The sequence below is a fragment of the Streptomyces sp. NPDC005423 genome, from assembly GCF_040606415.1.
Taxonomy (GTDB): domain Bacteria; phylum Actinomycetota; class Actinomycetes; order Streptomycetales; family Streptomycetaceae; genus Streptomyces.
Genome location: NZ_JBEXET010000027.1, coordinates 66,882 through 91,708, shown reverse-complemented (window position 1 = coordinate 91,708; position 24,827 = coordinate 66,882). Strand labels below are relative to the sequence as shown.

At 71.9% G+C, this 24,827-nt stretch carries 17 protein-coding genes, 1 pseudogene and 1 riboswitch; of the genes and pseudogenes, 5 read left to right on the top strand and 13 right to left on the bottom strand.

Translation table 11 applies throughout. From position 1 onward, the window contains the following. Nucleotides 1–11: 11 nt before the first annotated feature. The 10 genes and pseudogenes from ABZT12_RS25895 to ABZT12_RS25850 all read right to left on the bottom strand — a co-directional run. Nucleotides 12–565 (bottom strand): annotated as a pseudogene (locus ABZT12_RS25895) (LLM class flavin-dependent oxidoreductase); the annotation flags it as partial. Continuing rightward, nucleotides 562–1,935, bottom strand: a complete 1,374-nt coding sequence (locus tag ABZT12_RS25890) for an NtaA/DmoA family FMN-dependent monooxygenase (RefSeq protein ID WP_356388814.1) — start codon at nucleotides 1,933–1,935, stop codon at nucleotides 562–564. The pseudogene ABZT12_RS25895 and the gene ABZT12_RS25890, both read right to left, overlap by 4 nt. A gap of 20 nt (nucleotides 1,936–1,955) precedes the next feature. After that, nucleotides 1,956–3,167 carry an LLM class flavin-dependent oxidoreductase gene (locus ABZT12_RS25885; protein ID WP_356388812.1) on the bottom strand — a complete coding sequence of 404 codons (1,212 nt, stop codon included), beginning with the start codon at nucleotides 3,165–3,167 and terminating at the stop codon, nucleotides 1,956–1,958. A gap of 271 nt (nucleotides 3,168–3,438) precedes the next feature. Continuing rightward, nucleotides 3,439–4,176: a GNAT family N-acetyltransferase gene (locus ABZT12_RS25880; protein ID WP_356388810.1), complete on the bottom strand. Its 738-nt coding sequence runs from the start codon at nucleotides 4,174–4,176 to the stop codon at nucleotides 3,439–3,441. Between the two features lie 79 nt (nucleotides 4,177–4,255). Further along, nucleotides 4,256–5,278 (bottom strand): ABC transporter substrate-binding protein, encoded by a 1,023-nt coding sequence (locus tag ABZT12_RS25875; protein WP_356388808.1) that lies wholly within the window; start codon nucleotides 5,276–5,278, stop codon nucleotides 4,256–4,258. 67 nt (nucleotides 5,279–5,345) lie between these two features. Next, entirely contained in the window at nucleotides 5,346–6,143 is a 798-nt protein-coding gene (locus tag ABZT12_RS25870) for an amino acid ABC transporter ATP-binding protein (RefSeq protein ID WP_356388806.1), read from the bottom strand. Further along, complete coding sequence (locus tag ABZT12_RS25865) at nucleotides 6,140–7,129, bottom strand: amino acid ABC transporter permease (protein ID WP_356388803.1); 990 nt, start codon at nucleotides 7,127–7,129, stop codon at nucleotides 6,140–6,142. Before ABZT12_RS25865 ends, ABZT12_RS25870 begins: the two co-directional genes overlap by 4 nt. Nucleotides 7,130–7,504: 375 nt before the next feature. Continuing rightward, a riboswitch (SAM riboswitch) is annotated at nucleotides 7,505–7,613 on the bottom strand. A 76-nt stretch (nucleotides 7,614–7,689) separates the two neighbouring features. After that, on the bottom strand, nucleotides 7,690–8,574 hold the full coding sequence (locus ABZT12_RS25860) for a glutathione S-transferase C-terminal domain-containing protein (protein WP_356388801.1): 885 nt from the start codon (nucleotides 8,572–8,574) through the stop codon (nucleotides 7,690–7,692). A gap of 263 nt (nucleotides 8,575–8,837) precedes the next feature. After that, nucleotides 8,838–10,661, bottom strand: a complete 1,824-nt coding sequence (locus ABZT12_RS25855) for an ABC transporter ATP-binding protein (protein ID WP_356388799.1) — start codon at nucleotides 10,659–10,661, stop codon at nucleotides 8,838–8,840. Nucleotides 10,662–10,780: 119 nt separating this feature from the next. Further along, a complete protein-coding gene (locus tag ABZT12_RS25850) occupies nucleotides 10,781–13,417 on the bottom strand; it encodes an alpha-L-rhamnosidase C-terminal domain-containing protein (RefSeq protein ID WP_356388797.1) in 2,637 nt (878 codons plus the stop codon). Nucleotides 13,418–13,745: 328 nt separating this feature from the next. On the opposite strand from ABZT12_RS25850, the gene ABZT12_RS25845 reads away from it, so the two are divergent. Beyond that, complete coding sequence (locus ABZT12_RS25845; protein WP_356388838.1) at nucleotides 13,746–14,636, top strand: glycoside hydrolase family 19 protein; 891 nt, start codon at nucleotides 13,746–13,748, stop codon at nucleotides 14,634–14,636. A 96-nt stretch (nucleotides 14,637–14,732) separates the two neighbouring features. Here the strand turns inward: ABZT12_RS25845 and ABZT12_RS25840 are convergent, their stop codons facing one another. Together ABZT12_RS25840 and ABZT12_RS25835 are read right to left on the bottom strand one after the other, a co-directional pair. Continuing rightward, on the bottom strand, nucleotides 14,733–16,385 hold the full coding sequence (locus ABZT12_RS25840; RefSeq protein ID WP_356388795.1) for a peptidoglycan-binding protein: 1,653 nt from the start codon (nucleotides 16,383–16,385) through the stop codon (nucleotides 14,733–14,735). A gap of 259 nt (nucleotides 16,386–16,644) precedes the next feature. Continuing rightward, a complete protein-coding gene (locus ABZT12_RS25835; RefSeq protein WP_356388793.1) occupies nucleotides 16,645–17,091 on the bottom strand; it encodes a peptidoglycan-binding protein in 447 nt (148 codons plus the stop codon). Nucleotides 17,092–17,353: 262 nt separating this feature from the next. Here ABZT12_RS25835 and ABZT12_RS25830 point away from each other — a divergent pair, with 262 nt between their 5' ends. The 3 genes from ABZT12_RS25830 (at nucleotide 17,354) to ABZT12_RS25820 (ending at nucleotide 21,233) form a co-directional block, all read left to right on the top strand. Further along, entirely contained in the window at nucleotides 17,354–18,256 is a 903-nt protein-coding gene (locus ABZT12_RS25830; RefSeq protein WP_356388791.1) for a peptidoglycan-binding protein, read from the top strand. Further along, nucleotides 18,253–19,305 (top strand): helix-turn-helix domain-containing protein, encoded by a 1,053-nt coding sequence (locus ABZT12_RS25825; protein WP_356388789.1) that lies wholly within the window; start codon nucleotides 18,253–18,255, stop codon nucleotides 19,303–19,305. The genes ABZT12_RS25830 and ABZT12_RS25825 overlap by 4 nt, the downstream gene beginning before the upstream one ends. Before the next feature lie 197 nt (nucleotides 19,306–19,502). Continuing rightward, nucleotides 19,503–21,233, top strand: a complete 1,731-nt coding sequence (locus tag ABZT12_RS25820) for a RecQ family ATP-dependent DNA helicase (protein WP_356388787.1) — start codon at nucleotides 19,503–19,505, stop codon at nucleotides 21,231–21,233. 57 nt (nucleotides 21,234–21,290) lie between these two features. Here the strand turns inward: ABZT12_RS25820 and ABZT12_RS25815 are convergent, their stop codons facing one another. Next, the gene (locus ABZT12_RS25815; RefSeq protein WP_356388785.1) at nucleotides 21,291–21,782 is read right to left on the bottom strand and encodes a hypothetical protein; all 492 of its coding nucleotides are present in this window, start codon (nucleotides 21,780–21,782) and stop codon (nucleotides 21,291–21,293) included. A 305-nt stretch (nucleotides 21,783–22,087) separates the two neighbouring features. Here ABZT12_RS25815 and lanL point away from each other — a divergent pair, with 305 nt between their 5' ends. Beyond that, nucleotides 22,088–24,790 carry a class IV lanthionine synthetase LanL gene (gene lanL, locus ABZT12_RS25810; RefSeq protein WP_356388783.1) on the top strand — a complete coding sequence of 901 codons (2,703 nt, stop codon included), beginning with the start codon at nucleotides 22,088–22,090 and terminating at the stop codon, nucleotides 24,788–24,790. Nucleotides 24,791–24,827 lie beyond the last annotated feature (37 nt).

Genomic DNA, 24,827 nt, shown 5'->3' with positions numbered 1-24,827 from the left:
GTCCGTAGCCGGCGGGCCGCCAGGTCGACGCTCTCCCTGCTGGTCGCGCTGCCGTGCCAGACCCGCACCGGCCGCTGGTAGGGCCGCGGCCACACCTCGGCGTCCGTCAGCTCCGGCCGGAAACGGGTCGCGGCGGTCACCCTGTCCTGGCGCCAGGTCTGCCGGAACACCTCGTAGCTCTCGGCGTTGGGGGTGACGTGGAAGAGGTCGCGCTGGGCGGCGCCGTTGCCCTTGCCGATGATCGGGTCGAGCCGGCCGCCGGAGAGGTGGTCCAGGGTGGCGTGGTCCTCGTAGGCGCGGACCGGGTCGAGCAGGCTCAGGGTGGTGACGGCGGTGAAGAGGCGGATGCGGCGGGTGAGCGCCGCGATGTGGCTGAGGACGACCGTGGGCGAGGAGGAGATGAACGGCCGCTCGTGCCGCTCCCCCACCCCGAACCCGTCGAAGCCCGACTCCTCGGCGAGCAGGCGTTGTCGACGACCTCGCGGAAGCGCTCCTGGGTGGACTTCAGCACACCGGTGACCGGGTCGGGGCGGTGGACGATCAGGGTGATCGCGAGGAACTTCACGACGCGGCCCGCTCGTCGCGTACGCCGTCGGGGTGGGCGAGGCCGAGGTGGTCGCGGAGGGTGGGGCCCTCGTACTCGGTGCGGAAGACGCCCTGTTCCTGGAGGAGGGGGACCACCTTGTCGGCGAACGGGTCGAGGCCGCCCGGCGTGATGTGCGGGACGAGGATGAAACCGTCGCCGGCGTCGGCCTGCACGAAGTCGTTGATGGTCTTCGCGACGGTGGCCGGGGAGCCGATGAACGCCTGCCGGTTGCCGGTCTCGATGACCAGGTCGCGGATGGACCAGCCGTTCGCGGCGGCCCGCTCACGCCACTCGCGGGCGGTGGCCAGCGGGTCGCGGTACATACGCACCTGGGCGCGGCCCTTGGAGATGTGGTTGTCGCCGGTGTCCGGGTCGATGTCGGGCAGGGGGCCGTCCGGGTCGTAGGAGGACAGGTCCCGGTTCCACACGAACTCCAGGTGCTTGATCGCGGTGGCGCCGCTGACCTGCTGGCGCCTGACCTCCTTGGCCAGCTCCTCGGCCTCGGCGTCGGTGTCGCCGAGCACGAAGGTGGCGGCGGGCAGGATGAGCAACTGGTCTCTGGCGCGGCCGTACTTGGCGAGGCGGGACTTGACGTCGGTGTAGAAGGCGCGGCCCTCGTCGAGGGTGCTGTACCGGCTGAAGATGGCGTCGGCACCGGAGGCGGCGAACTCGCGGCCCTCCTCTGAGTCGCCCGCCTGGAAGATGACCGGGCGGCCCTGCGGGGAGCGCGGGACGTTGAACTGGCCGTGGATGTCGAAGTGTTGGCCTTGGTGGACGAAGGCGCCGGCCTTGGCGTCACGCAGGAAGGCGCCGGTGGCCTGGTCGGCGAGGATCTCGTCGCCGCGCCAGGAGTCGAAGAGTTCGTTGGTGGTGGCCAGGAACTCCTTGGCCCGGGAGTAGCGCTCCTCCTGCGGGAGGAAGCCGCCGCGGCGGAAGTTCTCGCCGGTGAAGGCGTCCCAGGAGGTGACGACGTTCCAGGCGGAGCGGCCGCCGGAGAGGTGGTCGAGGCTGGCGAACTGGCGGGCCACCTCGTAGGGCTCGTTGAAGGTGGAGTTGATGGTGCCGGTCAGTCCGAGGTGTTCGGTGACGGCGGCGAGCGCGGCGAGGACGGTGAAGGTGTCGGGGCGGCCGACCACGTCCAAGTCGTATATCTTGCCGCCCTGTTCGCGCAGCCGGAGGCCCTCGGCGAGGAAGAGGAAGTCGAACTTGGCGCGTTCGGCGGTCCGTGCGAGGTGGGCGAAGGAGCTGAACTCGATGTGGCTGCCGGCCGCGGGGTCGCTCCACACGGTGGTGTTGTTGACACCGGGGAAGTGGGCGGCCAGGTGGATCTGCTTCAGGGGCTTGCTCATGGTCGTACGGTCCCTCCGGCTCAGGCGGATGCGGCGTAGCGGTTGGCGGGGCGGGCGAGACCGAGCAGGCCGCGCAGGGTGTCGGCCTCGTAGGCGCGGCGGAAGGCGGACCGGCGCTGGAGTTCGGGGACCAGACCCCGGGTGATCGCCGGCAGGTCGTGCCCGGCGACGGCGGGCCGCAGCCGGAACCCGGTCAGCCCCTCGCTCTGCAACTCCTGGAGAAGGTCGGCGAGTTGGGCGGGCGTACCGGTGAAGATCCGGGCGTCACCGGTGTACGGCTCCCCCGCGAGGGCGTCGAGGCGTTCGCGGCGGGCCACCGCCTCGGCCGGGTCGTCGTCGAGGAAGACCACCAGGTCGCCGAAGATGTGCACGGTCTCGTCGGCCCGGCCGGCGGCGCGCTGTTCGGCGCGGATCTCGGCGACGATCTCCCGGGCCTGGCCGGCGTCGTGCGGGGTGACGTAGCCGAGGTCGGTGGCGCGGGCCACCAGCCGGTAGGGGATCGTCTGGTGGGCGAGGGCGCTGACGAGGGGCTGGCCCTGGGGCGGCCGGGGGGTGATGGAGGGGCCCTTGACGCTGAAGTGGCGGCCCTCGAAGTCGATGTAGTGCAGCTTGTCCCGGTCGACGAAGCGGCCGGTGGCGACGTCCCTGATCTCGGCGTCGTCCTCCCAGCTGTCCCAGAGGCGGCGGACGACCTCGATGTGGTCGGCGGCCTCGTCGAAGTGGCCGGCCAGCCGCTCCTGCCCGGCCGGCGACGCGAGGTCTTCGAGGCGGAAGGGCGGGAAGGTGCGGCGGCCGAAGTGGTCGGCCTCGTGCGGACGGGCGGAGATCTGCACCCGCAGGCCGGCCCGGCCCGAGCTGACGTAGTCGAGCGTGGCGATCGCCTTGGAGATGTGGAACGGCTCGGTGTGCGTGGTCACCACGGTCGGCACCAGACCTATGTGCCGGGTGAGGGGTGCGATGCGGGCGGCGGTCAGTACGGCGTCGAGCCGGCCGCGGACCTGGTCGGTGCGGCCGTCCGGTTCGGCGTAGTGGGAGGACTGGAGGCCGAGGCCGTCCTCGAAGGTCACGAAGTCGAGGAGGCCGCGCTCGGCCTCGGCGACGAGGCCGGCCCAGTAGGCGGCGGTGAACAGCTCCCGGGGGCGCGCGACCGGCTCGCGCCAGGAGGCGGGGTGCCAGCCGGTGCCGTCGAGGGCGACGGCGAGATGCAGCGGGGAAAGGGGGGTCGAGGACACGAGGGTGCCTTCCTGGAGGTCCGTACGAGATCACCGGCCCGTGGACAGGTACGCGGGCGGGCCGGGGAACGCGGCGAAGGGGCCCCGGCCGACGGACGGGGGCGGGGTCAGGGGCGACAGAGCGCGCCGGCCACCCGCAGCAGATCGATGTGTGACCGGGTGGTGAGGCGCACCCGACGGCGCGGCACCGACTCGGGCGCGGGGAGAGGGGACGCGCTGCGCATGTCCTGCACCTCCACGGAGTCCGGCATCAAGTACGGCAACAGCACCGCTACGCCGTTTCTTCCACCGCGGCGGCGGCGGTCGGACGGGTGGGCCGGACGAGCGAGAAGACCGTAGGGCGGCGCAGGGTGAAACCGATCGACTCGTAGAGCCGGATCGCGCCCCCGTTGTCGGCGGCGGCGTGCAGGAAGGGGTGGTCGCCGCGCTCCTTGATGCCGGCGGCGACGGCGCGCACCAGCCGGGTGGCGAGGCCCCGGCCGCGGTGGCCGGGGTCGGTGCAGACCGCGCTGATCTCGGTCCAGCCCGGCGGCCGCACGCGTTCGCCGGCCAGGGCGACGAGCCGGCCGCGGTGGCGGATCCCGAGGTAGGTACCCATCTCGATCGTGCGGGGCAGGTAGGGGCCGGGCCGGGTGCGGGCGACGAGGTCGAGGATCTCGGGTACGTCGGCGGGGCCCAGGCGTACCGCCTCGGAGTCCGGTTCGGCGCGCAGCCCGGTGTCCACGAGCTGGACGCCCCGGCCGCTGCGGACGATCTCCCAGCCGTCGGGGGCCTTCGCCACACCGCTCACGGCGGCCGTGCCGCCGGGCCCGACGAGCGCGGCCAGGTCCGCCCAGGCGCGCGGGTCGTCGATGTCGGTCAGGGCGTGGAAGCCGGCCACGTCCACGGGGTAGCGGACGGCGCGGCCCAGGCGCTCGGCGAAGTGGGCGTGCGGGCCGGTGAGCGCGGCCCAGGCGGCATTGTCCAGAACGTGGGAGAGGGTGGTTTCGACACTGACGGTGGTAGACATCGGGTGACGGCTCCGGTGCTGGTCGTGCGGGCGGGGACCCCGCCGTGCGGCGGCGGGGGCCCCTCACTGAACGGGTGGGTCAGGAGTCGCTGAGCGGCAGTCCGGGCGGGTTGACCTGGGACTTGGCGACGGCCTCGTTGGAGAGGTTCCAGGCGGCCAGCCACTTGGCGTACTGCCCGTTCTCGATCAGGTAGTTGATCGCGTCGGCGAACGGCTTGGCGAAGCCGCTGCCCTTCTTCGCGGTGGCCGCGATCAGGCCCTGGAGGGTCGCGCCGGCGCCGGAGTAGGTGCCCGCGTTGCGGACCGCCTTGGCCGTGCCCTTGGTCTGGCTGACCTGGTAGGCGACCGAGGGGTTCGGGGCGAAGTAGGCGTCGATCTTGCCGGCGGCCAGGGCGAGATAGGTGCTGTTGTTGTCCTGGAAGTACTTGACGGTGAGCTTCTTGCCCTCGGCCGCCAGCTTCTTCTTCCACTCCAGGAGGATCCGCTCCTGGTTGGTGCCGGCGCCGACGGCGACGGTCTTGCCGGCCAGGCTCTCGTAGTCGCCGCCGAAGCTCCACTTGCTGCTCGCCGGCACCGCGAAGCCGAGGTTGTCCTGCCGGTAGGAGGCGAACTCGTACTTCTGCTTGCGCTCCTCGGTGACGGTGACGTTGGAGATGGCGACCTGGACCTTGCCGCTGTCGAGGCCGATGAAGAGGTTCTCCCAGGTCGAGTTCTGCAGCTCCGGCTTGAGGCCGAGGACGGCGGCGACCAGCCGGCCGAAGTCGGCTTCGGAGCCGGTGAGGGTCTTCTGATCCGAGCCGACGTAACCCAGCGGCGGGGACCCGGCGGGCAGGAAGCCGACGCCCACCTTCAACGTGCCGTTCTTCGCCACGGACTTGGGCAGTTCGGCGCTGATCGACTTCACTTCGGAGACCTTGAGCGTGGCCTGCTTGGCGGCGCCGTTGGAGAGCGCGCCCACGGTGACCGTGCCGGCCGCGCTGTCGGTCGTGGTGGCGGCGTCGCTGTCGCCACCGCAGGCGGCGAGCCCGCCGGCGAGGGAGGCGACGACGGTGCCCGCGGTGAGGCCGCGGACGAGTCCGCTGCGGAGGCTGAGGGAAGACATGGCTGTTCCTAGGCTCGGTGTTCGGGGTGTTCGGGAGGGTGGCGGACGCGGCTGAAGTGGCGGGCGGCTAAAGGACCTTGCTGAGGAAGTCCCTGGTCCGCTCGTGGTGGGGCCGGTCGAGGACCTCGTGCGGCGGGCCCTGTTCGACGATCTTTCCGGCGTCGATGAAGACCACCCGGTCGGCGACCTCGCGGGCGAAGCCGATCTCGTGGGTGACGATGACGAGGGTGGTGCCGCTGGTCGCCAGATCCTTGATGACGGCGAGGACTTCGCCGACGAGTTCGGGGTCGAGGGCGGAGGTCGGCTCGTCGAAGAGGATGACGCCGGGGCGCAGGGCGAGGGCGCGGGCGATCGCCACCCGCTGCTGCTGACCGCCGGACAGCTGTCGCGGGTAGGCGCCGGTCTTCTCCGCGAGACCGACCCGGCCGAGCAACTCCCGTGCCAGTTCCAGCGCTTCGGGCTTGGTGAGCCTGCCGGTGGCGACCGGGGCCGCGGCCACGTTGTCCAGGACGGTGAGATGCGGGAACAGGTTGAAGTTCTGGAAGACGAACCCGATGCGGCCGCGCTGGGCCAGGATCGCCCGCTCGCTCAGCTCCTTCAATCGCTCCCCTTGGCGCTTCACCCCGATCAGCTCGCCGTTGACGCTGACGTAGCCGATCTCGGGCTTCTCCAGGTGGTTGACGACCCGCAGCAGGGTGGACTTCCCGGAGCCGGACGGGCCGAGGATCACGGTGACCTCGCCGGGCCGTATCGTCAGGTCGACGCCGTCCAGCACCCGGTGGGCGCCGTACCACTTGTGCACGTTGTGCACGTCGACGGCGGCGGGCACGATCTCCGTCGGCGGTTCGGCTGTCGTGGTGGTCATATCGCGGCCTCCCTGCGGATGCGGGCCCGCAGGTCGGTGAGACCGGCGCGGAGTTTCTGCAGCGGGGTCGGCGGCAGGGAGCGGGTGGCGCCCCGGGCGTAGTACCGCTCGACGTAGAACTGGGCGACGGAGACGACACTGGTCAGGATCAGGTACCAGACGGTGACCACCAGCAGCAGCGGCACGATGTCGCCGGGGTAGGTGGAGCCCATCGACTGCGCCGTGCCGAAGAGGTCGAGCAGGGAGACGTAGAAGACCAGTGAGGTGCTCTTGACCAGGCCGATCAGCTGGTTGACGTAGTTCGGGGTGATGGAGCGCAGCGCCTGCGGGAAGACGATCCGGCGGAACTGGTAGGCCTTGGGCAGGCCGAGGGCGGAGGCCGCCTCGTGCTGGCCCTGGTCGACGGAGAGGATGCCGCCGCGGACCACTTCGGCCGCGTACGCCGCCTCGTTGAGGCTGAGGCCGACGACGGCGACGGCCATGTCGGTGGCGAGCCTCGACTCGTCGAAGGAGAAGAAGGCGGGGCCGAAGGGGACGCCGACGCTGAGCGTCTTGTACAGGGCGCTGAAGTTGTAGAGGAAGATCAGCACGACGATGAGCGGGACGGAGCGCAGCGCCCACACGTAGGTCCAGCTCACCGCGCGCAGCACCGGGCTCTTCGAGAGCCGGGCGACGGCGAGCAGGATGCCGCCGGCGAGCCCCAACACGGCGCTGAGCGCCGCCACTTCGAGGGTGATGAGGAGTCCGTCGAGGATCGTCGGGCGCAGGAACCAGTAGCCGAAGCGGCTCCACTGGTAGAACGGGTTGGTCGCCAGGCCGTGGACGAACTGGGCGACCAGGACCAGCACGACCACGGTGACGGCCCACCGGCCGGGCCGGCGCAGCGGGAGTACGCGCTGCGCGGTCAGTGCAGCCGGGGGGTCCGACCGGGCGTCGGCGGACGGTGTCTCGGCCAGGGACACGGTGGTGCCTGGGGGTTCACTCATGGAGGGCTCCGGCGGTAAGTCGGACACCCGGACCGCGGCGGCCGTGGCTGGGCGAGGACGGCGGAGCCGTCGACGACCCTGCGCCGCGGCGCAGTTGCACGGAGGGAAACGCAGTGACCGGGAGCTGGCGGACAACGGCTCACCGCACGGGCGGTGTTCGTCGGTAACGCGGGAAGCGGGGGCTGGGAGGAGCGTCAGCCTCGACAGCGGGCGCAGCCCGGTCCGGTACACAGTGCGCTGTTGACGCGGAGCAGATCGACGGAGCGGTCGGCGACGAGCGGGTTCGCGGACGGCCGTACGCAGCCCTGGGAGCGGCGCGGGGCCGTCCTGGTCGCTGCGTACATGTCCGTCACCGTCACTCTTCTGGGCCCGTGGGCCTCGCGCTTACCGAAACGTCATCCGGTCCGGTCGTCACCTGGGGCACCCCACCGCGTGCGAGGGTTGCCGGTCAGCTAGCCAGGGCTTGTCGCTGACGCTCATGACCGATCTGGCCGTAAGTTAGACAATTGCCCGAACGGATGTCAACGCCGGTCCACCGACTGGACGCCGCGGCACGCCGTTCAGCTGCGGCGGGCCTCGGTTCCGTCCGCCGCGTGGGCCGCCCAGTCCAGGATCTGGACGGCGGCTCCGGCCGCCTCCAGGCCCCGGCAGTGGGCCTCGTGGCGGCGGGCGATGCCGTCGAGGTCGAGCCGGCCGCCGAAGGCGGGGTGGGCGGCGAGCCGCCGGGCGTAGGCCCACAGCCGGGGGTGGTCGGCGACGCGCTGGACGGCGGCGGCGTCCAGGTGGTGGCGGTGCACGGTGTCGAGCTGTACCAGTGACACCCACAACTCGACGTCCGCGGCGGTGAGTTCGTCGCGGATCAGGAACTCGAGGCCGTCCAGCCAGCGTTCCAGCGCGCCCAGTGTCTCCAGCAGCCGGGCGAGGGCCGCGTCGCGTTCCGGCTGTCCCGCGCCGGCCGCCCCGGCGCACTGCGCGGCGTCCTCGATGCCCTGGGCGCACATCCGCTCGACGGCCTCGATCTCGGAGTCGGCGCCGGCCGGGTGGAGGTCGGGGCAGCCGGTGCCGAAGTGCCGGGCGAGGTCGCGGACGATGTCCTGGGCGTGGTTGCTGACGATCCGTCCGGACCAGTCGTCGCTGAGCACCGGCGCGGCGGCCGGTCCGGCGTAGTGGTGGGCGCCGGCCTCGTAGAGCGGGCGCAGGGCGCGGTGGCCGCCGTCGGCGTGGTCGGGCACGGCGGGCAGGTAGGTCACGGGGCAGACGTCGTCGAGACCGAGCAGGCTGTGGGTGACGGCGATGCGCAGACAGTCGGGGTCGGCGGTGGACAGGTGCAGCCGGTAGCGGCGCGGCACGGCGTAGTGGCCGCTGCGCGCGTCGCGTCCGATGCGGCCGCGGAAGGCGGGGGCGGGCCGGTCGGACGGGACGGCGGCGGAGGGCGTGCTGGACATGGGTCTCCCCGGGGACGGGCGCGCGGACGCGCGGCGGAAGCGTCGTCGAGCGGTGGGCGGGTGTCAGCGCAGGGGACTGATGGCGCTGCGGACCCGCAGCAGATCGATGTGACGGCGGGAGGTCAGAAGGGGCGTACGGATCACTCGGCTGGTGACCGGCTGGAAGCGCCCCATTGTTTCCCTACCTGTTCACTAGGATTCCCATCTGGAGTGTCGATCCACCTCCGCGCGCCGTCAAGAGGGTGTCCACGGGGCGAGCCCGGTCAGGACCGGGTAACCACGTCGGAACCGGCGGTGCTCTCGTCGAGGAATCCGCCCGACTGGTGCTGCCACAGCTTGGCGTAGGCGCCTTCGGCCGCGAGGAGTTCCTGGTGGGTGCCCTGCTCCACGATCCGTCCCCGGTCGAGCACGACGAGCCGGTCCATGCCGGCGACCGTGCTCAGCCGGTGCGCCACCACGAGCGCGGTCCGCCCCTCCATGAGCCGCCACAGCGCCTCCTGGACGAGGAGTTCGCTCTCGGAGTCCAGCGCGCTGGTCGCCTCGTCGAGCAGCAGGATCGGGGCGTCGCGCAGGATGGCCCGGGCGAGCGCGACCCGCTGGCGCTGGCCGCCGGAGAGCTTGATGCCCCGTTCGCCGACCATGGTGGCGAAGCCGTCCGGCAACGCGTCGGCGAACTCCGTGACGTGGGCGGCGTCGGCGGCCCGGCGGATCTCGGCCTCGGTGGCGTCCGGGCGGGCGAAGGCGATGTTCTCCCGCAGGGTGCGGTGGAACATCGCCGGGTCCTGCGGGACGTAGGCCATCAGTCCGCGCAGGTCGGCCTGGCGCAGCCGGCTGATGTCCTGGCCGCCGACGAGGATGCGCCCGGCGTCGATGTCCGTCATCCGCAGCAGCAGCCGGGCGAGGGTGGTCTTGCCGCCGCCGGAGCGGCCCACCAGGCCGACCTTCGCGCCGCTGGGCACGGTCAGGTCGAGCCCCCGGAAGAGGGGCTCCGCGCCCGCGTGGGCGAAGAGGACCCGCTCGAAGCGCACGTCGGCCGCCTGGGACCGCACCGGTTCGGGGACCGGCGGGTCGAGCACGGTCGGGGGCTTCAGCAGCAGCTCGGTGAATTGCGCGGCCTCCGTCATCGCGCTCTCCAGCCGGCGGTAGATCTGGTTGAACTCGAACATGATCCGGGTCGCGTTGGAGTAGTACGTGAAGGCGACCACGACGGCCTCGACGCCGTGCGCTCCCCCGCCGAGCGCGACGGCGAGCAGCAGGCCCAGCGCGTTGGTGAGCACGGAGAGCGGTGCGACGAGGGTGTCGATGCGCAGGTTGCCGTAGTCCCAGGAGCGCAGGGTGAGGCGGCGGGAGCGGGCGACACGGGAGCGGTGTTCGGCGGCCTCCCGTCCCTCGGCGGCGAACGCACGGACCGTGTCCATGTTCATGAGGCTGTCGGCGACATGGCCGGAGACCTCGGCGATCGCCTCCTCCCGCAGGTCGACCAGGGCCTGCCGGCGCCGCACCAGCGGCGCCACGCACGCGCCGGTCAGTACGAGCATCGCCAACAGCCCTACGACGAGGAGCGGTTCGTAGCGCCACAGGACCACCGAACCGAACAGCAGCGGTACGAGGCTGCCCACCACCTGGAAGGTCATGGTGTCGACGAAGTCCTCGAAGCGGGAGGCGAAGCTCAGCACCCGCTTGGTGAGCGAGCCGGCGAAGTTGTCGTGGAAGAACGCGGCGTCCTTGGCGAACAGCGCGTCCATACCGATCACGTACAACTGCTCGACGCCCAGGGCGTCGAGGCGGTTGAGGCAGTGCAGGCCGACGCGCCAGAACCCCTCGGCGAGCAGCAGGGTGCCGGCGAAGACGAGCACGTACGGCCACGTCGCGCCGACGGTGACCCGGGCGTCACCGGCGATCCGCGCGACGAGCTTCGCGACGACCAGCGGCGCGATGTAGTTGATGCCGATGTTGCCGACCGCCGGGAGCAGCATGGCGGGGACGGTCAGCCGCCGTAGGCGGCCCAACTCCTTTCCGTAGTGGCGGAGTGCGAGGAGCACGGAGCCCCTGCGCGGGTGCATCTCACGTGTTTCAGGCGATTCCATCCCAACCCTGTGATGTCGAGGGGCGGTTGTCCGGAACGGAAAGTGTCCCGCGCGGACACCCTCGGCGTCCACGTGTTTACGCTTGGTGACATCACAGGATCGAGCGGCGTCAAGTGGGGTCAGGTGGACGGCTGTTGGCTCACGAAGCTGTGGGTGCCCGGGCCGAGGTCCGAGACGACGACGGTCCCGCCGGTGCCGGTCACGGAGCGGGCCACGGCCCGGCGCCCGTCCCAGAGGGTCCGGCGGCCGGCGCGCACGTGCTGCCCTTGCGCGTCGCCGGGGAACGCGACCGAGCCCCGGGTGTGCGCGGGCACCTGGACGGTGAGCCGGAACTGCCGGGCGTCGTTCTCCCACTCGACGGTCAACGGGCCGTTCGGGGTAGGCAGTTGGCCCGTGGCCCAGTCGACGTCGCCGGGCTGCGGGTGGACCTCCCAGGTGGCGTAGCCGGGCGAGGTGGGCCGGGCGCCCAGCAGGTGGTGGGTCAGGGCCGGCAGCACTCCGGTGGACCAGCCGTGCGCCATGCTGGTGAAGGCGCCCTCGTACGGCGACCCGTCCGGGCCGATGCCCTCCCAGTGGGTGGTGCCGGGGTCGTTGCGGTCCATCCAGCCGTAGGTGCGGCGGATCTGGTCGAGCGCGGAGGCGGCCCGGCCGCTCAGGAAGCGGGCCTCGATCTCCGGGTAGGAGGTGAAGGCGTAGACCCGCTGGGACGCCTGCGCGAAGAGGGTGTCGTTGTCCATGAACGCGTTCCCGTACGGCTGTCTCGTCGTCGCGTCGAGGTGGGCGAGCGCCGACGCGGCGCGGCCGGTGTCGGCGATGCCCGTGACGACGGCCAGGGCGTTGCCGTCCTGCGCGTGCCGCACGGGGCCGGTCGCGGAGTCGAGGTAGGCGCCCGCGTCGGCGTCCCACAGCAGCGCGTTGACGGCCCGCGCGACCTGCTCCGCACGGGCGCTCCAGCGGGTGGCGTCGGCGTCCTGGCCCAGCGCTCCGGCCAGTTGGGCCGCGTTCTTGAGGGCCTGCACGTAGAGCGCGTTGTAGTAGGTGACGCGGCCCGTGCGGCCCAGGAACGCGTAGTCGCCGTAGCCGCTGGTGCCGTTGAGGCCCTTGCTCAGCAGGCCCGCGCCGTCGGTGACGCTCGGGTACCAGGCGTCCAGGACCTTCACCAGGGCCGGGTGGTAGCGGGCGGCGTAGGCGCGGTCCCCGGTGTAGAGGACGTAGTCCCAGCTGCACGTCACCCAGTACAGCGGATAGTCGAAGAGGGGGAGGGTGTAGCCGTTGATGGAGGCGGGCGGGATCCAGCCGTCGGCGCGCTGGTGGTCGGCGAGGTCGGCGAGGACGTTGCGGGCCGCCGCCGCGGTGTCGTCATGGGTCAGGTAGAGAGTGCGCGCGGAGACGGCGAGGTCGCCGACGTAGGGGTCGCGGTCGCGTTTGGCGCCGTCGTGCAGGACCTGCTTCCCCTCCAGGGTGGCGCTCCAGGCGCCCCGCGGATCGACGTCGTCCTGGCGGAAGGTGTCGGTGACCAGTTCGTTGGTGTACGAGGCTCCGTACCAGTAACGATTCAACTCCTCGTCGGAGCAGAGGAACCAGCCGCGGTAGGTGCTGGGCGTGCCCAGGCAGGCGGTGAACCGCAGCTCCACCGAGTCGATCTCCACCGTGCCCCAGGGCTGCGCGGCGGGGCTGTCGGAGGCGAGCGCGTCGAGGCTGACGGTGAGGTAGCGGAAGCCGTGCAGTCCGTCGGCGAACACCTTGTCGCCGGCCTGGAAGCCCTTGTGGTCCTCCCAGTCGGCGCCGCCCGCGGGTACGGCGAACTGGTCCGTGCCCTGTCCGGCGCCGCCCGCCTGGTCGGAGCGGGTGAAGTCCGAGCGGCCGGTGAGGAACTGGCGGGTCTCGGAGAACGCCAGCCGCACACCGGGCGAGCCGGCGGAGGCCGAGACGAACCGGAGCCGCGGATACCCCACCACCACCTTGCCGAAGTCCACGGTGACGCTCGGGACGGGAACCGGGGCGACCGGTGCGGGCCACACCTCGTTGATCCGGGTGAAGTCGCCGTGCGAGGTGTCCTGGGCGGCGTTCACCGTGATCCGCACCCGGTCGGTGGTGAACTCCTCGGTGAACGGAACGGCCCGCTGGACCGCGTCGTTCCCCGTGACCGTGGCGGCGGTGTGCCAGTCGCCGTCGCGCCACACGTCGACGGTGAGGTCGGTCGGCACTCCGTCGGCGTTGGAGATCACGGTGATCCCGCGCACCGCCGTGACCTGGGGCGTGACGATGGTGAGCGTGTCGGGGAACACCCCGATGGTGTCGTCGTTCCAGAAGGTGTCCGGGTCGCCGTCGACGGCGTTGGCCGCGTCGTAGGTGCGCGGCCGGCCGTCGTTGCCGTTGTTGCCGGCGTGCGCCGACGAGGCCTGGGCGGTCGTGCCCTCGGGCCAGCGGGGAGCCGCCTCGGGGCTCGGCCGCCGCAGCACGGTGGTGGCGCCGCCCGGCTTGAGCAGCGCCTCGGGGTCGCGGACGTCGCCGTCGACCGAGATGATCCGCACGGGCCGGACCGTACGGGAGGCGGGACCCTGCACGTACTGGTGCCAACCACGCTTGCGGCGGGCCGAGTTGGCGGTGCCGGTCGCGACGGACCCGTCGGCGGGGAGCGCCTGTGCCGACGGCGGCGCGGCGCCGAGGGCCGCGACGGTGAGCCCCGCGGTGCCCGCCGCGGCCAGAACGACGCGTCGGGAAACGCCTTCCTCCGGTGTGCCGTGCGACGCCACGATGCCTCCCTGAACTCTGAACGACAGTGCGTTGAATCGTTTCATTCGCCAGTTGCGAGGTGACGCTATCTCGAACACGGGGTGCGGTACAGGGTGGTGACAGGAGTGGCGGAAGTGCGGGGACACGCGCAACTCGCGCGGCGGGAACGGCGGTTGACAGGTCTATACCCTTGACTGGTCCATACCAATGCGGTTGAGTGAGGTTTCCCCATCCCCCACCACGGCCGCCCCCCACGCCGTGGCCGGTCCGCCCGGCTCGTGCGCACAAGGCTTCGCTCCGCCCTGCCCCCGACGGGGAACGGCCGTGCTTCACAGAGGAGTCGTGCCTGTGTCGAGGCGCCGCATCTCAGCAGTCCTGACCGCACTCGTGCTGGGAGGCCTCACCCCCGTGGTCCTTCCCGCCGCGAGCGCGTCCGCCGCCGCGTGTTCCAGCTACCCCGACTGGGTGGCGGGCAGGTCCTACGCGACCGGGAACATCGTCCGCTACACCGACGGCAAGGCTTACATCGCCGAGCACGACAACCCCGGCTACGACCCCGTCATCAGCACCTGGTACTGGGAGCCGTACGCCTGCGACAGCGGCCCCAGCACGCCCGTCGGCAGCTTCGTGGTGAGCGAGACGCAGTTCAACCAGATGTTCCCGAACCGGAACTCCTTCTACACCTACAGCGGTCTCACCGCCGCCCTCGGCGCCTACCCCGCCTTCGCCAACGCCGGCAGCGACACGGTCAGGAAGCAGGAGGCCGCGGCCTTCCTCGCCAACGTCAGCCACGAGACGGGCGGGTTGGTGTACGTGGTGGAGCAGAACACCGCCAACTACGCGACGTACTGCGACTGGAGCCAGTCGTACGGCTGCCCGGCCGGCCAGTCCGCCTACTACGGGCGCGGTCCGCTCCAGCTCAGCTGGAACTTCAACTACAAGGCCGCGGGCGACGCCCTCGGCATCGACCTGCTCGGCAACCCGTGGCTGGTGCAGAACGACGCCGCCGTTGCCTGGAAGACCGCGCTCTGGTACTGGAACACCCAGAGCGGCCCCGGCACGATGACGCCGCACAACGCCATGGTCAGCAGCGCGGGCTTCGGCCAGACCATCCGCTCCATCAACGGCTCGGTGGAGTGCGACGGCCGGAGCCCGGCCCAGGTGCAGAGCCGCGTGGACGCGTACAACCGCATCACCTCGATCCTCGGCGTCACCCCCGGCGCCAACCTCTACTGCTGACGACCGGCCGACGCGACGGATCTCCCGCCTCGTGGAAGAGGCGGGAGATCCGTCGTCGTGCGACGCGCGAAGGCCCCCCGAGCCCGGCGGCACCGCTCAGCGGACGCGGATGAAGACCACGTCGTAACCACTGTTCGTGGAGCGGGACTTGACGTAGACGCCGTCGCTTCCGCCGTTGGGGTTGCCGGTGTTGCCCTCGACGGTGGTGAAGGACGATCCGGACGACACCGTGCGCACGATGCCTATGTGCTCGTTGCCCCCGGTGAAGTCGCTGCCGCCGTCCCAGTCGAAGGCCACGATGTCGCCCGGCTGCGGGCTCGTCGTCACCGAGAGGTGGTAGTTGCCTGCCCGCGCCTGCTTCACCCAGCCCGAGACATAGGTGTTGCGGTAGGAGCTGGCACCGGTCTGCTTGGCCACCCAGCTCACGAACGTCGCGCACCAGGCGTAGTCACTCGTGGAGAGCGAAAGACCCACGGCCGAGCCGTAGCTGTTCGCGCGGGCGCTGCCCTCGACCGTGCCGGCCTCGGCCTCGGCCACGTCGAGGATCTTGGCGTAGCCGCCGCCGGGCGGCGTCGACGACGGCGGGGTGACCTCGCCGTACAGCGCGCTCTTGGTGTTCGGACCCACGTGGCCGTCGACCGAGAGACCCTTCTCGGCCTGGAAGTCCCTGACGGCGCTGTCGGTGAGCGGACCGAAGTCGCCGTCGACGGCGAGATCGGCACCGTGGTGGTTGAGCAGGCTCTGCAACTCCGTTACGCAGCCGCTGCGTTGGCCCTGCACGATCTCGGCCGGGCAGGAGGCGGAGTTCAGGTTGATCGGCGCGGCCGCCCCGTTGCCGCCACCGCCGCCGATGTTCGCGTACAGGGCGGCCTTGGTGTTCGTCCCGACCTCGCCGTCGGCGGTGAGGCCGCTCGCGGACTGGAACGCCTTCACCGCGGTCAGGGTCTGGGGGCCGAAGCTGCCGTCGACGTCGAGGGTCTGCCCCTTGCCGTTCAGCAGCGACTGAAGCGTCGCGACGCAACCGCCGCTCTGTCCCTCCACGATGTTCGCCGGGCAGGACGCCGACCGCAGGTCCAGGCCCGTCGCCGGTGACTCGTCGGTGTCGTACAGCGCCCGCTTGGTGTCGGTGCCGACCTGGCCGTCGGCGGTGAGCCCGTGCGAGGACTGGAAGCTGCGCACGGCACTCGCCGTACCGGCGCCGAAGTCGCCGTCCACGTCGACCGCGTAGCCATGGTGAACCAGCAGCCGCTGGAGTTCGGTGACGCATCCGCCCTGGTTGCCCTGGACAATGTTCGCGGGGCACGCGGAGGACTGGAGATTGACGGGGGCGGGCGCCGAGCCGGAGGTCGCGTACAGCTTGACCTTGGTCGCGGGGCCCACGCGCCCGTCCACGGCGATCGCGGTGGCGGCCTGGTACTCACGGACCGCGTAGAGCGTGCTCGGCCCGAACTGGCCGTCCACCGTCAGACCGGCACCGTGGGCGTTCAGCAGGTTCTGCAACTCCGTGACACAGCCGCTGGTCTGGCCCTGCACGATCTCGTTGGGGCAGGACGCGGAGGTCAGCTTGACGGCGACCGGCGCCGCCACTGCCGGACCGGCACCGATCACGATGCCGGCCGAGACCAAGGCCGCCGTGGCGGCGAAGGTCCCGAGCCGGATCCGCCACCCCGTGCCGGTGCGGCGCGACCCCGGATGCCGTGAGCCTTCGTTCTCGTCTTCGGCGTGAGCGAGCGATGCGAGTCTTCCCATGGGGGCGAGGTTCTCCTTCGGTTCGATTACTTCGGTTACGTCGGGCAGTTCGGGCAGTTCGGCTACCGGCGCGTCGTCCGACGCGTCGTCGGGCGGGGCGGCCAGGAGTGGCGCGTGGCGGGCGGGGGCGCTTCCGCCCGCCACGGCGGAAGCGCGGGTCCGAGGGAGCACACACGTCCTCGGCCCGTCCCTGCATGAGGCAAGGACGGGCCGGGGCCGGTCACTCGACGACCGGACCGGTCGGACGGGTCAGGTCAGGTCAGCCGGCGAAGCGCTTGAACGCCGCCCGGGTGCCCGCACCGGCGATACCGTCGATCGCGCCCGTGTAGCCGTAGTCGGACGCCAGCAGACGCTGGAGCGCCTTGATGGTGTTGGTGCCGGGGTCCCCGTCGATGGCGCCCGTGTAGCCCCAGTACTGGGCGAGGCAGCGCTGGAACGCCTTCCAGCTGTTGGTGCCCAGCTGACCGTCGATGCCGTCGGTGTATCCCCAGTAGTCCGCGAGGAACTCCTGGACGTTCTTGGCCTCGGCCGTGGTCAGACCGAAGTTCTGCGTCGTGGCCGCGACGGCGGGCTGTGCGAGAGCCGTGGTCCGCGCGGTGCTCGCGGGCGCCGCGTAGCTGATCCCCGCGGTCGCCACACTGCCGGCGGCGAGCCCGGCAACGGCCACGAGGCCGGCGATGGTCCTGCCCAGAGCGTTCGGTCGCATGCGTTCCTCTTTCGGTCGTGGGTCGGCACCTGTCCCGCCCGGCGAGCAGGTGGCGGGACCAAAGATGCAGGGCGCTCCGGGCCGACGGCCACGGCCGTGCGTCAAGTGGCGACTTCATGGGACGACTACCCCGGTGACCTGCGACGACAGGAGCCGACGGGACGGCTGCGCGGGACGCTGTGACAGATGTGACGGGCTCGTGGAGAATGCGCAGCAGCGGAGGGGGCCGCCGTTCACGCTGACGACCGCATTGGGGGGAACCATGCCGCGCTCCAAGGCGCTGCCCGCTGAACTCGATCCTTCCGCGCGGCAGTTGGCGGAACGGTTACGTCTGCTGAAGGACCACGGCGAGCTGACGATGCGACAGCTGGCGGCCAAGACGGGCTACAGCGCCAAGTCGTGGGAGCGGTACCTGGGAGGTACGTCGCTGCCGCCCCGGGAGGCGGTCGAGGCACTGGCCCGGATCACCGGGGCCGACCCCACTCCCCTGTTCGCGTTGCACGAGATCGCCGCCGACACCTGGGACACCCGCCGCACCAGGCCCGCCGCACCGCCACCGCTCACCACGCGGGGGCGGCAAGGGCCGGACCATGAACAAGAGCAAGGACAAGGACAGGGCCACGAACAGGAACAAGGCCGGGAACAGGAACGGGGATCGGAGCAGGAGCCGTCGGCGGAGCCGCGTCCCGGGTCTGCGCCCGTACCGACCGCGCCCACGGGGCCACCCGTCACCGGAGCGGCCCCCGGCCGTTTCTCGCACATCGCCCTGACGGCAGGCGTCGCCGCCCTGGCCGTGGCCCTCCTGGCGGCACTGCTGCTCCTCCAGCGCCTCGACGACGATGTCGCCCCGGCGGCCGTCGCCACCCCGCCCCGCACCACGGCGACCTCCCCGCAGCCCTCCTACACCTGTCACATCACGCGCGTCGACGGCCGCTGGTCGGCAGGCGTCAACGACGGCCGGGACACCGAGATCTTCTACGGCGCCACCGGCGCGGACGTCGCCGAGGCGCAGTGTCTGCTGCGCCGGGCGGGCATCTCACCGGGCGGGATCGACGGCATGTTCGGCCCCCTGACGCTGCGGGCGGTCAGGACGTTCCAGCTGCGCGCGGGCCTGACCGTCGACGGCATGCTCGGTCCGCGCTCCTGGAAGGCGTTGCGCGGATGACACCCGCCGCACCCTCACCGCCGGGCGCCCGACTGGCGTCCGTACTGCGGGAGTTGAGGCAGCGCACCGGTCTGAGCCTGGCACAGCTCGCCCACGCGACCACCTTCAGCAAGTCGTCCTGGGAGCGCTATCTCAACGGCAAGAGCCTGCCACCCCGCAGCGCGGTCAAGGAGCTGTGCCATCTCGCCGGTGAACCCGCCGACCACGCGCTGGCACTCTTGGACATCGCCCGCACGGAGCGCACGAGCCGCGCGGACCCCCCGCACGGCACGGACCCCACGGACGGCGCGGACCCCACGGACGGCGCGGACCCCACGGACCCCACCGTTGGCACCGACCCGACGGACCGCACCGACCACACGGACCGCACGGACCGCCCGGAGGACAGTGGTCCGGCGCCGGGGACGCGGGTCCGGCAGCGCACCGACTCCCGTACGGACACCCCGGCTTCGTCCGGCGTCACCGTCCCGTCCGGCACCGGCCGGGGCGAGACGGTCCCGCCCGCCACCGGCCACCCCCGTACCGGCCCGGACGGACACCGGCGCGCTACCGTCCTCACCGCCCTCGCGTCGCTCTGCGCCCTGGTCCTCGGCACGCTGGTGCTCGTCCACCTCCCTCCGTCGCAGCGCAGGCAGGTGCAGCCGTACCCCATGCCCCCTCCGGCCACCGGGGCGCTCTGCCGGCACACCGCCTGTCAGGACAAGGACCCGATCACAATGAAGTGCGCCGCCGACCCGGTGACCCTCGCCGAGCACAGGACCGGCACGGGCGCCTGGATCCAGATCCGCTACAGCCAGGAGTGCGGGACGGTCTGGGCCCGCGCGTGGGGCGCGGCCGTCAACGACCGCGCCGAACTCCGGACGAGCGGCCCGGCCGGCGCCCTCCGCGGCGTCCGGGTCACCAGCCACGACGAGGCGAACGCCTACGTCCACACCTCCATGAGCGTGGTCAGTCCCGGGACGTCCGTGCAAGCCTGCTTCAGCCCCACGGCGGGCGGCGAGCAGGAATGCTTCAGGACACACACGGACCGGGCCCTCTTCGCCCCATGAGATCTCGGACGTATCGCCCGGTTCCCGCCGAGCCCTCCGAAACCGGTCTCCACGCCGACGGGAGCCGCCGGCCGTGACCGGCGCATGGCTCGACCCGCGAGGACACGGAACGGCAACTCCCGGCGGGTGAGCCGTTTTCCGGCCCGGTCGGGGGTACACGAGCGCCGAACCCATCGGAGAGCGGCGTCAGGAGAGCCATGCGTGCCAAGGTCGGATACTTCAAGGCCAGGTCACTCAGGAGTCGCCTGAACCGCTGCGCCCGGGACGTGTTCGGCTGGGAGCGGCTGCGCCCGTCCCAACTCGACGCCATGACAGCCGTGATGGAAGGGCGCGACACCATCGTCGTGATGCCGACGGGCGCGGGGAAGTCGGCCGTCTACCAGGTGCCGGGTGTGCTGCTGGAGGGGCCGACCGTCGTGGTCTCGCCCCTGATAGCGCTCCAGCGGGACCAGGTCGCCCATCTCACCGGTATCGAGGGATCCAGCGCCTCGGCCGTCAACTCCGCGCAGCCCGCGCGGGACAACGAAGCCGCCTGGGAGCGCGTCCGCGAGGGCAGCCTGGACTTCCTGTTCGTCTCACCCGAGCAACTGGCCAAGGACGAGGTGGTGAAGCAGCTCGCCGCCGCCGCTCCCGCGCTCATGGTGGTCGACGAGGCGCACTGCGTCTCCTCGTGGGGCTACGACTTCCGGCCCGACTACCTGAACCTCTGCCATGTGCGCGAGCGCATCGGCCGGCCGCCGCTCCTCGCCCTCACCGCCAGCGCGGCGGCCCCCGTGCGGGCGGACATCGTGGAGCGGCTCGGCATGCGCGAGGCGCACGAGGTGGTCGCGGGGTTCGACCGCCGCAACATCACGCTGGAGGTCGTACGGCACCGGGAGAACGCGGAGAAGCGCCGGTGGGTGGTGGAACGGGCCGCGGCGGAGGCCAAACCGGGCATCGTCTACGCCGGGACGCGGCGCGAGACCGAGGAGTACGCGGAGGAGCTGGCGGCCCTCGGGTTCGACAGCGCCCCCTACCACGCGGGGCTGTCGGCGTCGGAGCGGTCCCGGACGCACGACCGGTTCCGGGACGGTGAACTGGACGTGGTCGTCGCGACGTCCGCGTTCGGGATGGGTATCGACAAGCCGAACATCCGCTTCGTGCTGCACGCGTCGGTGCCGGATTCCCTCGACACCTACTACCAGGAGATCGGCCGGGCGGGCCGCGACGGGGAACCGTCGACGGCGGTCCTCGCCTACCGGCCCGAGGACCTCGGCGTGCAGCGGTTCCGGGCGGGCGCCCGTCCCGACCCGGAGGTGCTGGACGGGCTGATCGACGCGGTGCGCGAGCACCGGGGACCGGTCACGGCGACCGCTCTGCGCGAACGCACCAAGCTCTCCCAGACGCGCCTGACGTCGATGCTGCACCTGTTGGAGGAGGCCGGAGCTGTGACGACGGAGAAGCGCGGCGGCGTCCGGGCCGTGCCCGGCGCGCGGCGGGACGTCTGCGTCCGCGAGGCGATGCGGATCGCGTCCGCCCGTGTCGATCTGGAGCGTTCCCGGGTGGAGATGATGCGGGCGTACGCGGAGACGAACGGCTGCCGCCGGCGCCACCTGCTCGGCTACTTCGGTGAGACGCTGGCGGAGGGCGACTGCGCGGGCTGCGATGTGTGCGCCCGTACACAGGAGTTGAGGGAGACCCCCGTCCGCGCGGGAGACATCCTCTCCGGTACGGGCCCCGACCCGCTGGAGCCCGAGACGGCCGACGGCTCCTTCCCGCCCGGAACGCGGGTGGGGCACAGCGCGTGGGGCGAGGGCGAGGTGATGAGCGAGGAGGGCGACAAGATCACGGTCCTGTTCGAGAGCGTGGGGTATCGCACCCTGTCCCTCCCCGCCGTCCAGGCGCGCGACCTGCTCACGCCGGTGCCGGCCGCCGTGCCGACGGGCTGACGCCCACGCCGGTTCCGACGGCACGGGTGACGGGCCGCTCCCGCCCGTTCGCGACGGTCAGCGCACGTCCCGCAAGCCGAGCGTGGTGTGCAGGATCAGCTGGGGCAGCCCGTCCCCTGTGCGGTACGGCTGGTCGATGACGGTGGTGAGCCGGTACTGCAGGTCCCCGTCCGGCTCCCCTAGCACAATGCCGGTGATCATCCACTCCAGCATCACGCCGTGCCGTTCGTCGATCGCGTACTCCTCACCCGGGTTCCGGCTTCGATGGTCGGCCGAGGTCAGCGCGGAGCCGATCCACCAGCCGCCGTCGACGGGCTCGAACGTCACCTCGTAGAAGACGATCCCCGACCGCCACACGGTGGCGGTCCGCCCGTCGACCACGACGTTCCACTTCTCCTCCATGGTCCGCCCCAGGAAGCCCTGTCGGATGCGGGACCACTGCTCGTGCGTCCAGGTCCGGGTGGGCAGCAGCGTGACGGGAACGGGGTCAACGAGCGGTTGGATATAGGGGACTTGGTCCTCGGGCGGCGGTTCCGGAAGTGGTGGCACGGGCGCCAGCGTACGAGAGGCCCGACCAGCGGAACCCGCGGGGTCCCTCCTGCCCCTTCCGCCGAAGTACGGCCTGGTCGGCCGGTGCCGGGTGCGCGGACGGCACGGTGGACGCGCCCCCGCTTCGCGAGGGTGCCGCCCGCGGCGCGGGCATCCGCACGCCCTTTCCGCGCCCAGCGGCGCCTCTCGTCGGTAACCAACTCCGTGCGCTCGCTCGGACAAGTGAATACAGATGGCTGCATGTTGCCCGCCCGTGTGGGTGGGCACAGTCCGGCCAACGGTTGCCACCGTTGGGAGGGAGACTGATGACGAGCCACGCAACCGACGTCGAACTGGCAGGCCTTCTCCACACAGCGCTGCACGCGACGGACTCGGCGGCACGCTGGACGATCGACACGGACGAGATGTGGTGCCGCGTCGTACCGGGTGCGGGGGCCCGGCGCCTTCAGGGCTGGAAGCTCCACGTGTCGGCAACTGCCGCCTCCGCGCCCGCCGTTCTCGCGAAGTGTCTGGACGTGCTGCTGCGCGACGAGTCGGCGTTCAAGTTCACCCGGTCGCTCGACCAGGTGAGCGCGCTCAACTCCCGTTCCACGCCGCGGGGAAGCTCGGGCAAGTTCATCACCGTCTACCCGCGTTCCGACGCCGACGCGGCCCGGCTCGCCCGGGAGTTGCACCGTGCCACGGCGGGACTGACCGGGCCGCGCATCCTGTCGGACCAGCCGTACGCCGCGGACAGCCTGGTGCACTACCGCTACGGCGCCTTCGCCGCCCGCCGGCGGCTCTCGGACGTGGGCCTGCTGATGTGGTACATCGAGGACCCCGACGGCAATCCCGTGGAGGACGAGCGCAGCGGCCGTTACGCTCCGCCCGCCTGGGCGGTCTGCCCGTTCCCCGCCTCGGTGCCCGCCCCGCGGCGCACGGCGGAGGCGGCGAGCCGTCCGGTGCTGCTCGGAGGCCGTTTCGCCGTACGGGAGGCGATCCGGCAGACCAACAAGGGCGGTGTCTACCGGGGAACCGACGTCAGCACCGGCGCCTCCGTGGTGATCAAGGAGACGCGTCCGCACGTGGAGGCCGACACCTCCGGCCGCGACGTCCGCGACTGGCTGCGCGCCGAGGCGCGGGCGCTGGAGAAGCTCAAGGGCACGGAGCTGGCTCCGGACGCCCTGGCGCTCTTCGAACACGGCGGGCACCTGTTCCTGGCGCAGAGCGAGGTCCCGGGTGTCCCCCTGCGGGTCTGGGTCGCCGAGCACTTCCGTGATGTCGGGAGTGCGCGCTACGGCGTCGACGCCCTCGCCCAGGTGGCCCGTCTGGTGGACCTGGTCGCGGCGGCCCACGCCCATGGCTGCGTCCTGCGGGACTTCACCCCGGGCAACGTCATGGTCCGCCCCGATGGCGTGCTGCGCCTGATCGACCTCGAACTCGCGGTCGTGGAGGACGAGTTCGCGCTGCCGACCCGGGTCGGAACCCCCGGCTTCAGCGCCCCTGAGCGCCTGGCCGACGCGCCCGTCTCCACGACGGCCGACTACTACAGCCTCGGCGCCACCATCTGCTTCGTCCTGGCCGGGAAGGTGCCGAACCTGCTGCCGGAGGAGCCCGCCGCCAGGACCGACCAGGAGCGGCTCGCCGGATGGCTGACCGCGTGTACCGAGTTCCTGCAACTGCCCGACGGATTGGTCGAGTTGGTCCTCGGGCTGATGCGGGACGATCCCGCCGAGCGCTGGGATCCGTCCCGGGCCCGTGAGGCGCTCCGGCAGGCCGGCGCCCCGGGCCGGCCCGGGCCCGACACCGCGACCCGCACGGTCGGCTCGACCCGCACGGCCCGCAGCGCGCTCGCGGACCGCGCGGACTCCCCGCACGACGCGGTGGCCGGGCTCGTAAACCACCTCGTCGACTCGATGACCCCGGCGGACGACCGGCGGCTGTGGCCGGTGTCGACCAGGGCCGGGGAGACCGACCCCTGCACCGTGCAGCAGGGCGCGGCCGGTGTACTGGCCGTCCTGACACGGTACTTCGAGGTCTCCGAGGACCCCCGGCTGCCCGCGCTGCTCCACACCGCGGGCCGCTGGATCGCGGACCGCACGGACACCGGCTCCACCCGCCCCGGCCTGCACTTCGGCGGCCGTGGCACCGCCTGGGCGCTCTACGACGCCGGACGCGCCATCGACGACCGGGCACTCGTCGACCACGCGCTGGCACTGGCGCTGGCTCCGCAGGAGTCCTCGCTCCACCACGACATCACCCACGGCACCGCGGGCAGTGGCACGGCCGCCATCCACCTGTGGCACCGCAGCGGCGACCCGCGCTTCGCCGAACTGGCCGTGGACGCGGCCGACCGGCTGGCCCGCGCCGTACAACGCGAGCCGTCCGGAGTGAGCTGGCCGGTGCCCGCGGACGCGCTCTCCGGCGAATCCGGCAAGCAGTACCTCGGCTTCGCCCACGGAGCGGCCGGCATCGGCTGCTTCCTCCTCTCCGCCGCGCTCGTCTCGCGGTGCCCCGAACACATGGAGCTGGCCCTGGAGGTCGGCGAGCGCCTGGTGGCCGGCGCCGTCCTCGTCGACGGGGCGGCCCAGTGGCCCTCGCACGCCACGGACGTGCCCACCGCCCCGTACTGGTGTCATGGCGCGGCGGGCATCGGCACCTTCCTCCTCCGCCTGTGGCAGGTCACCGGCGACCACAGGTTCGGTGACCTCGCCCGGCGCAGTGCGCGATCCGTCACGGAACGCGCCTCCCGCGCCCCTCTCAGCCAGTGCCACGGGCTGGCGGGCAACGGTGACTTCCTGCTCGACCTGGCCGTCGCCACGGGCGACCCCGTGCACCGGGCGGAGGCGGAGGAACTGGGCCGTCTCATCGTCGCGGAGGGAGCCCGTCGCCACGGCCACCTGGTCTTCCCCAACGAGTACGGAGACGTCTCGACCAGCTGGAGCGACGGGTCCGCCGGGACCTTGGCCTTCCTGCTGCGTACGCGTCACACAGACCTCCGGCACTGGATGGTCCAGTTGCCGGACTGAGCGGCAGAAATCCCTGCCGCCACCGCTCAACAGAAGG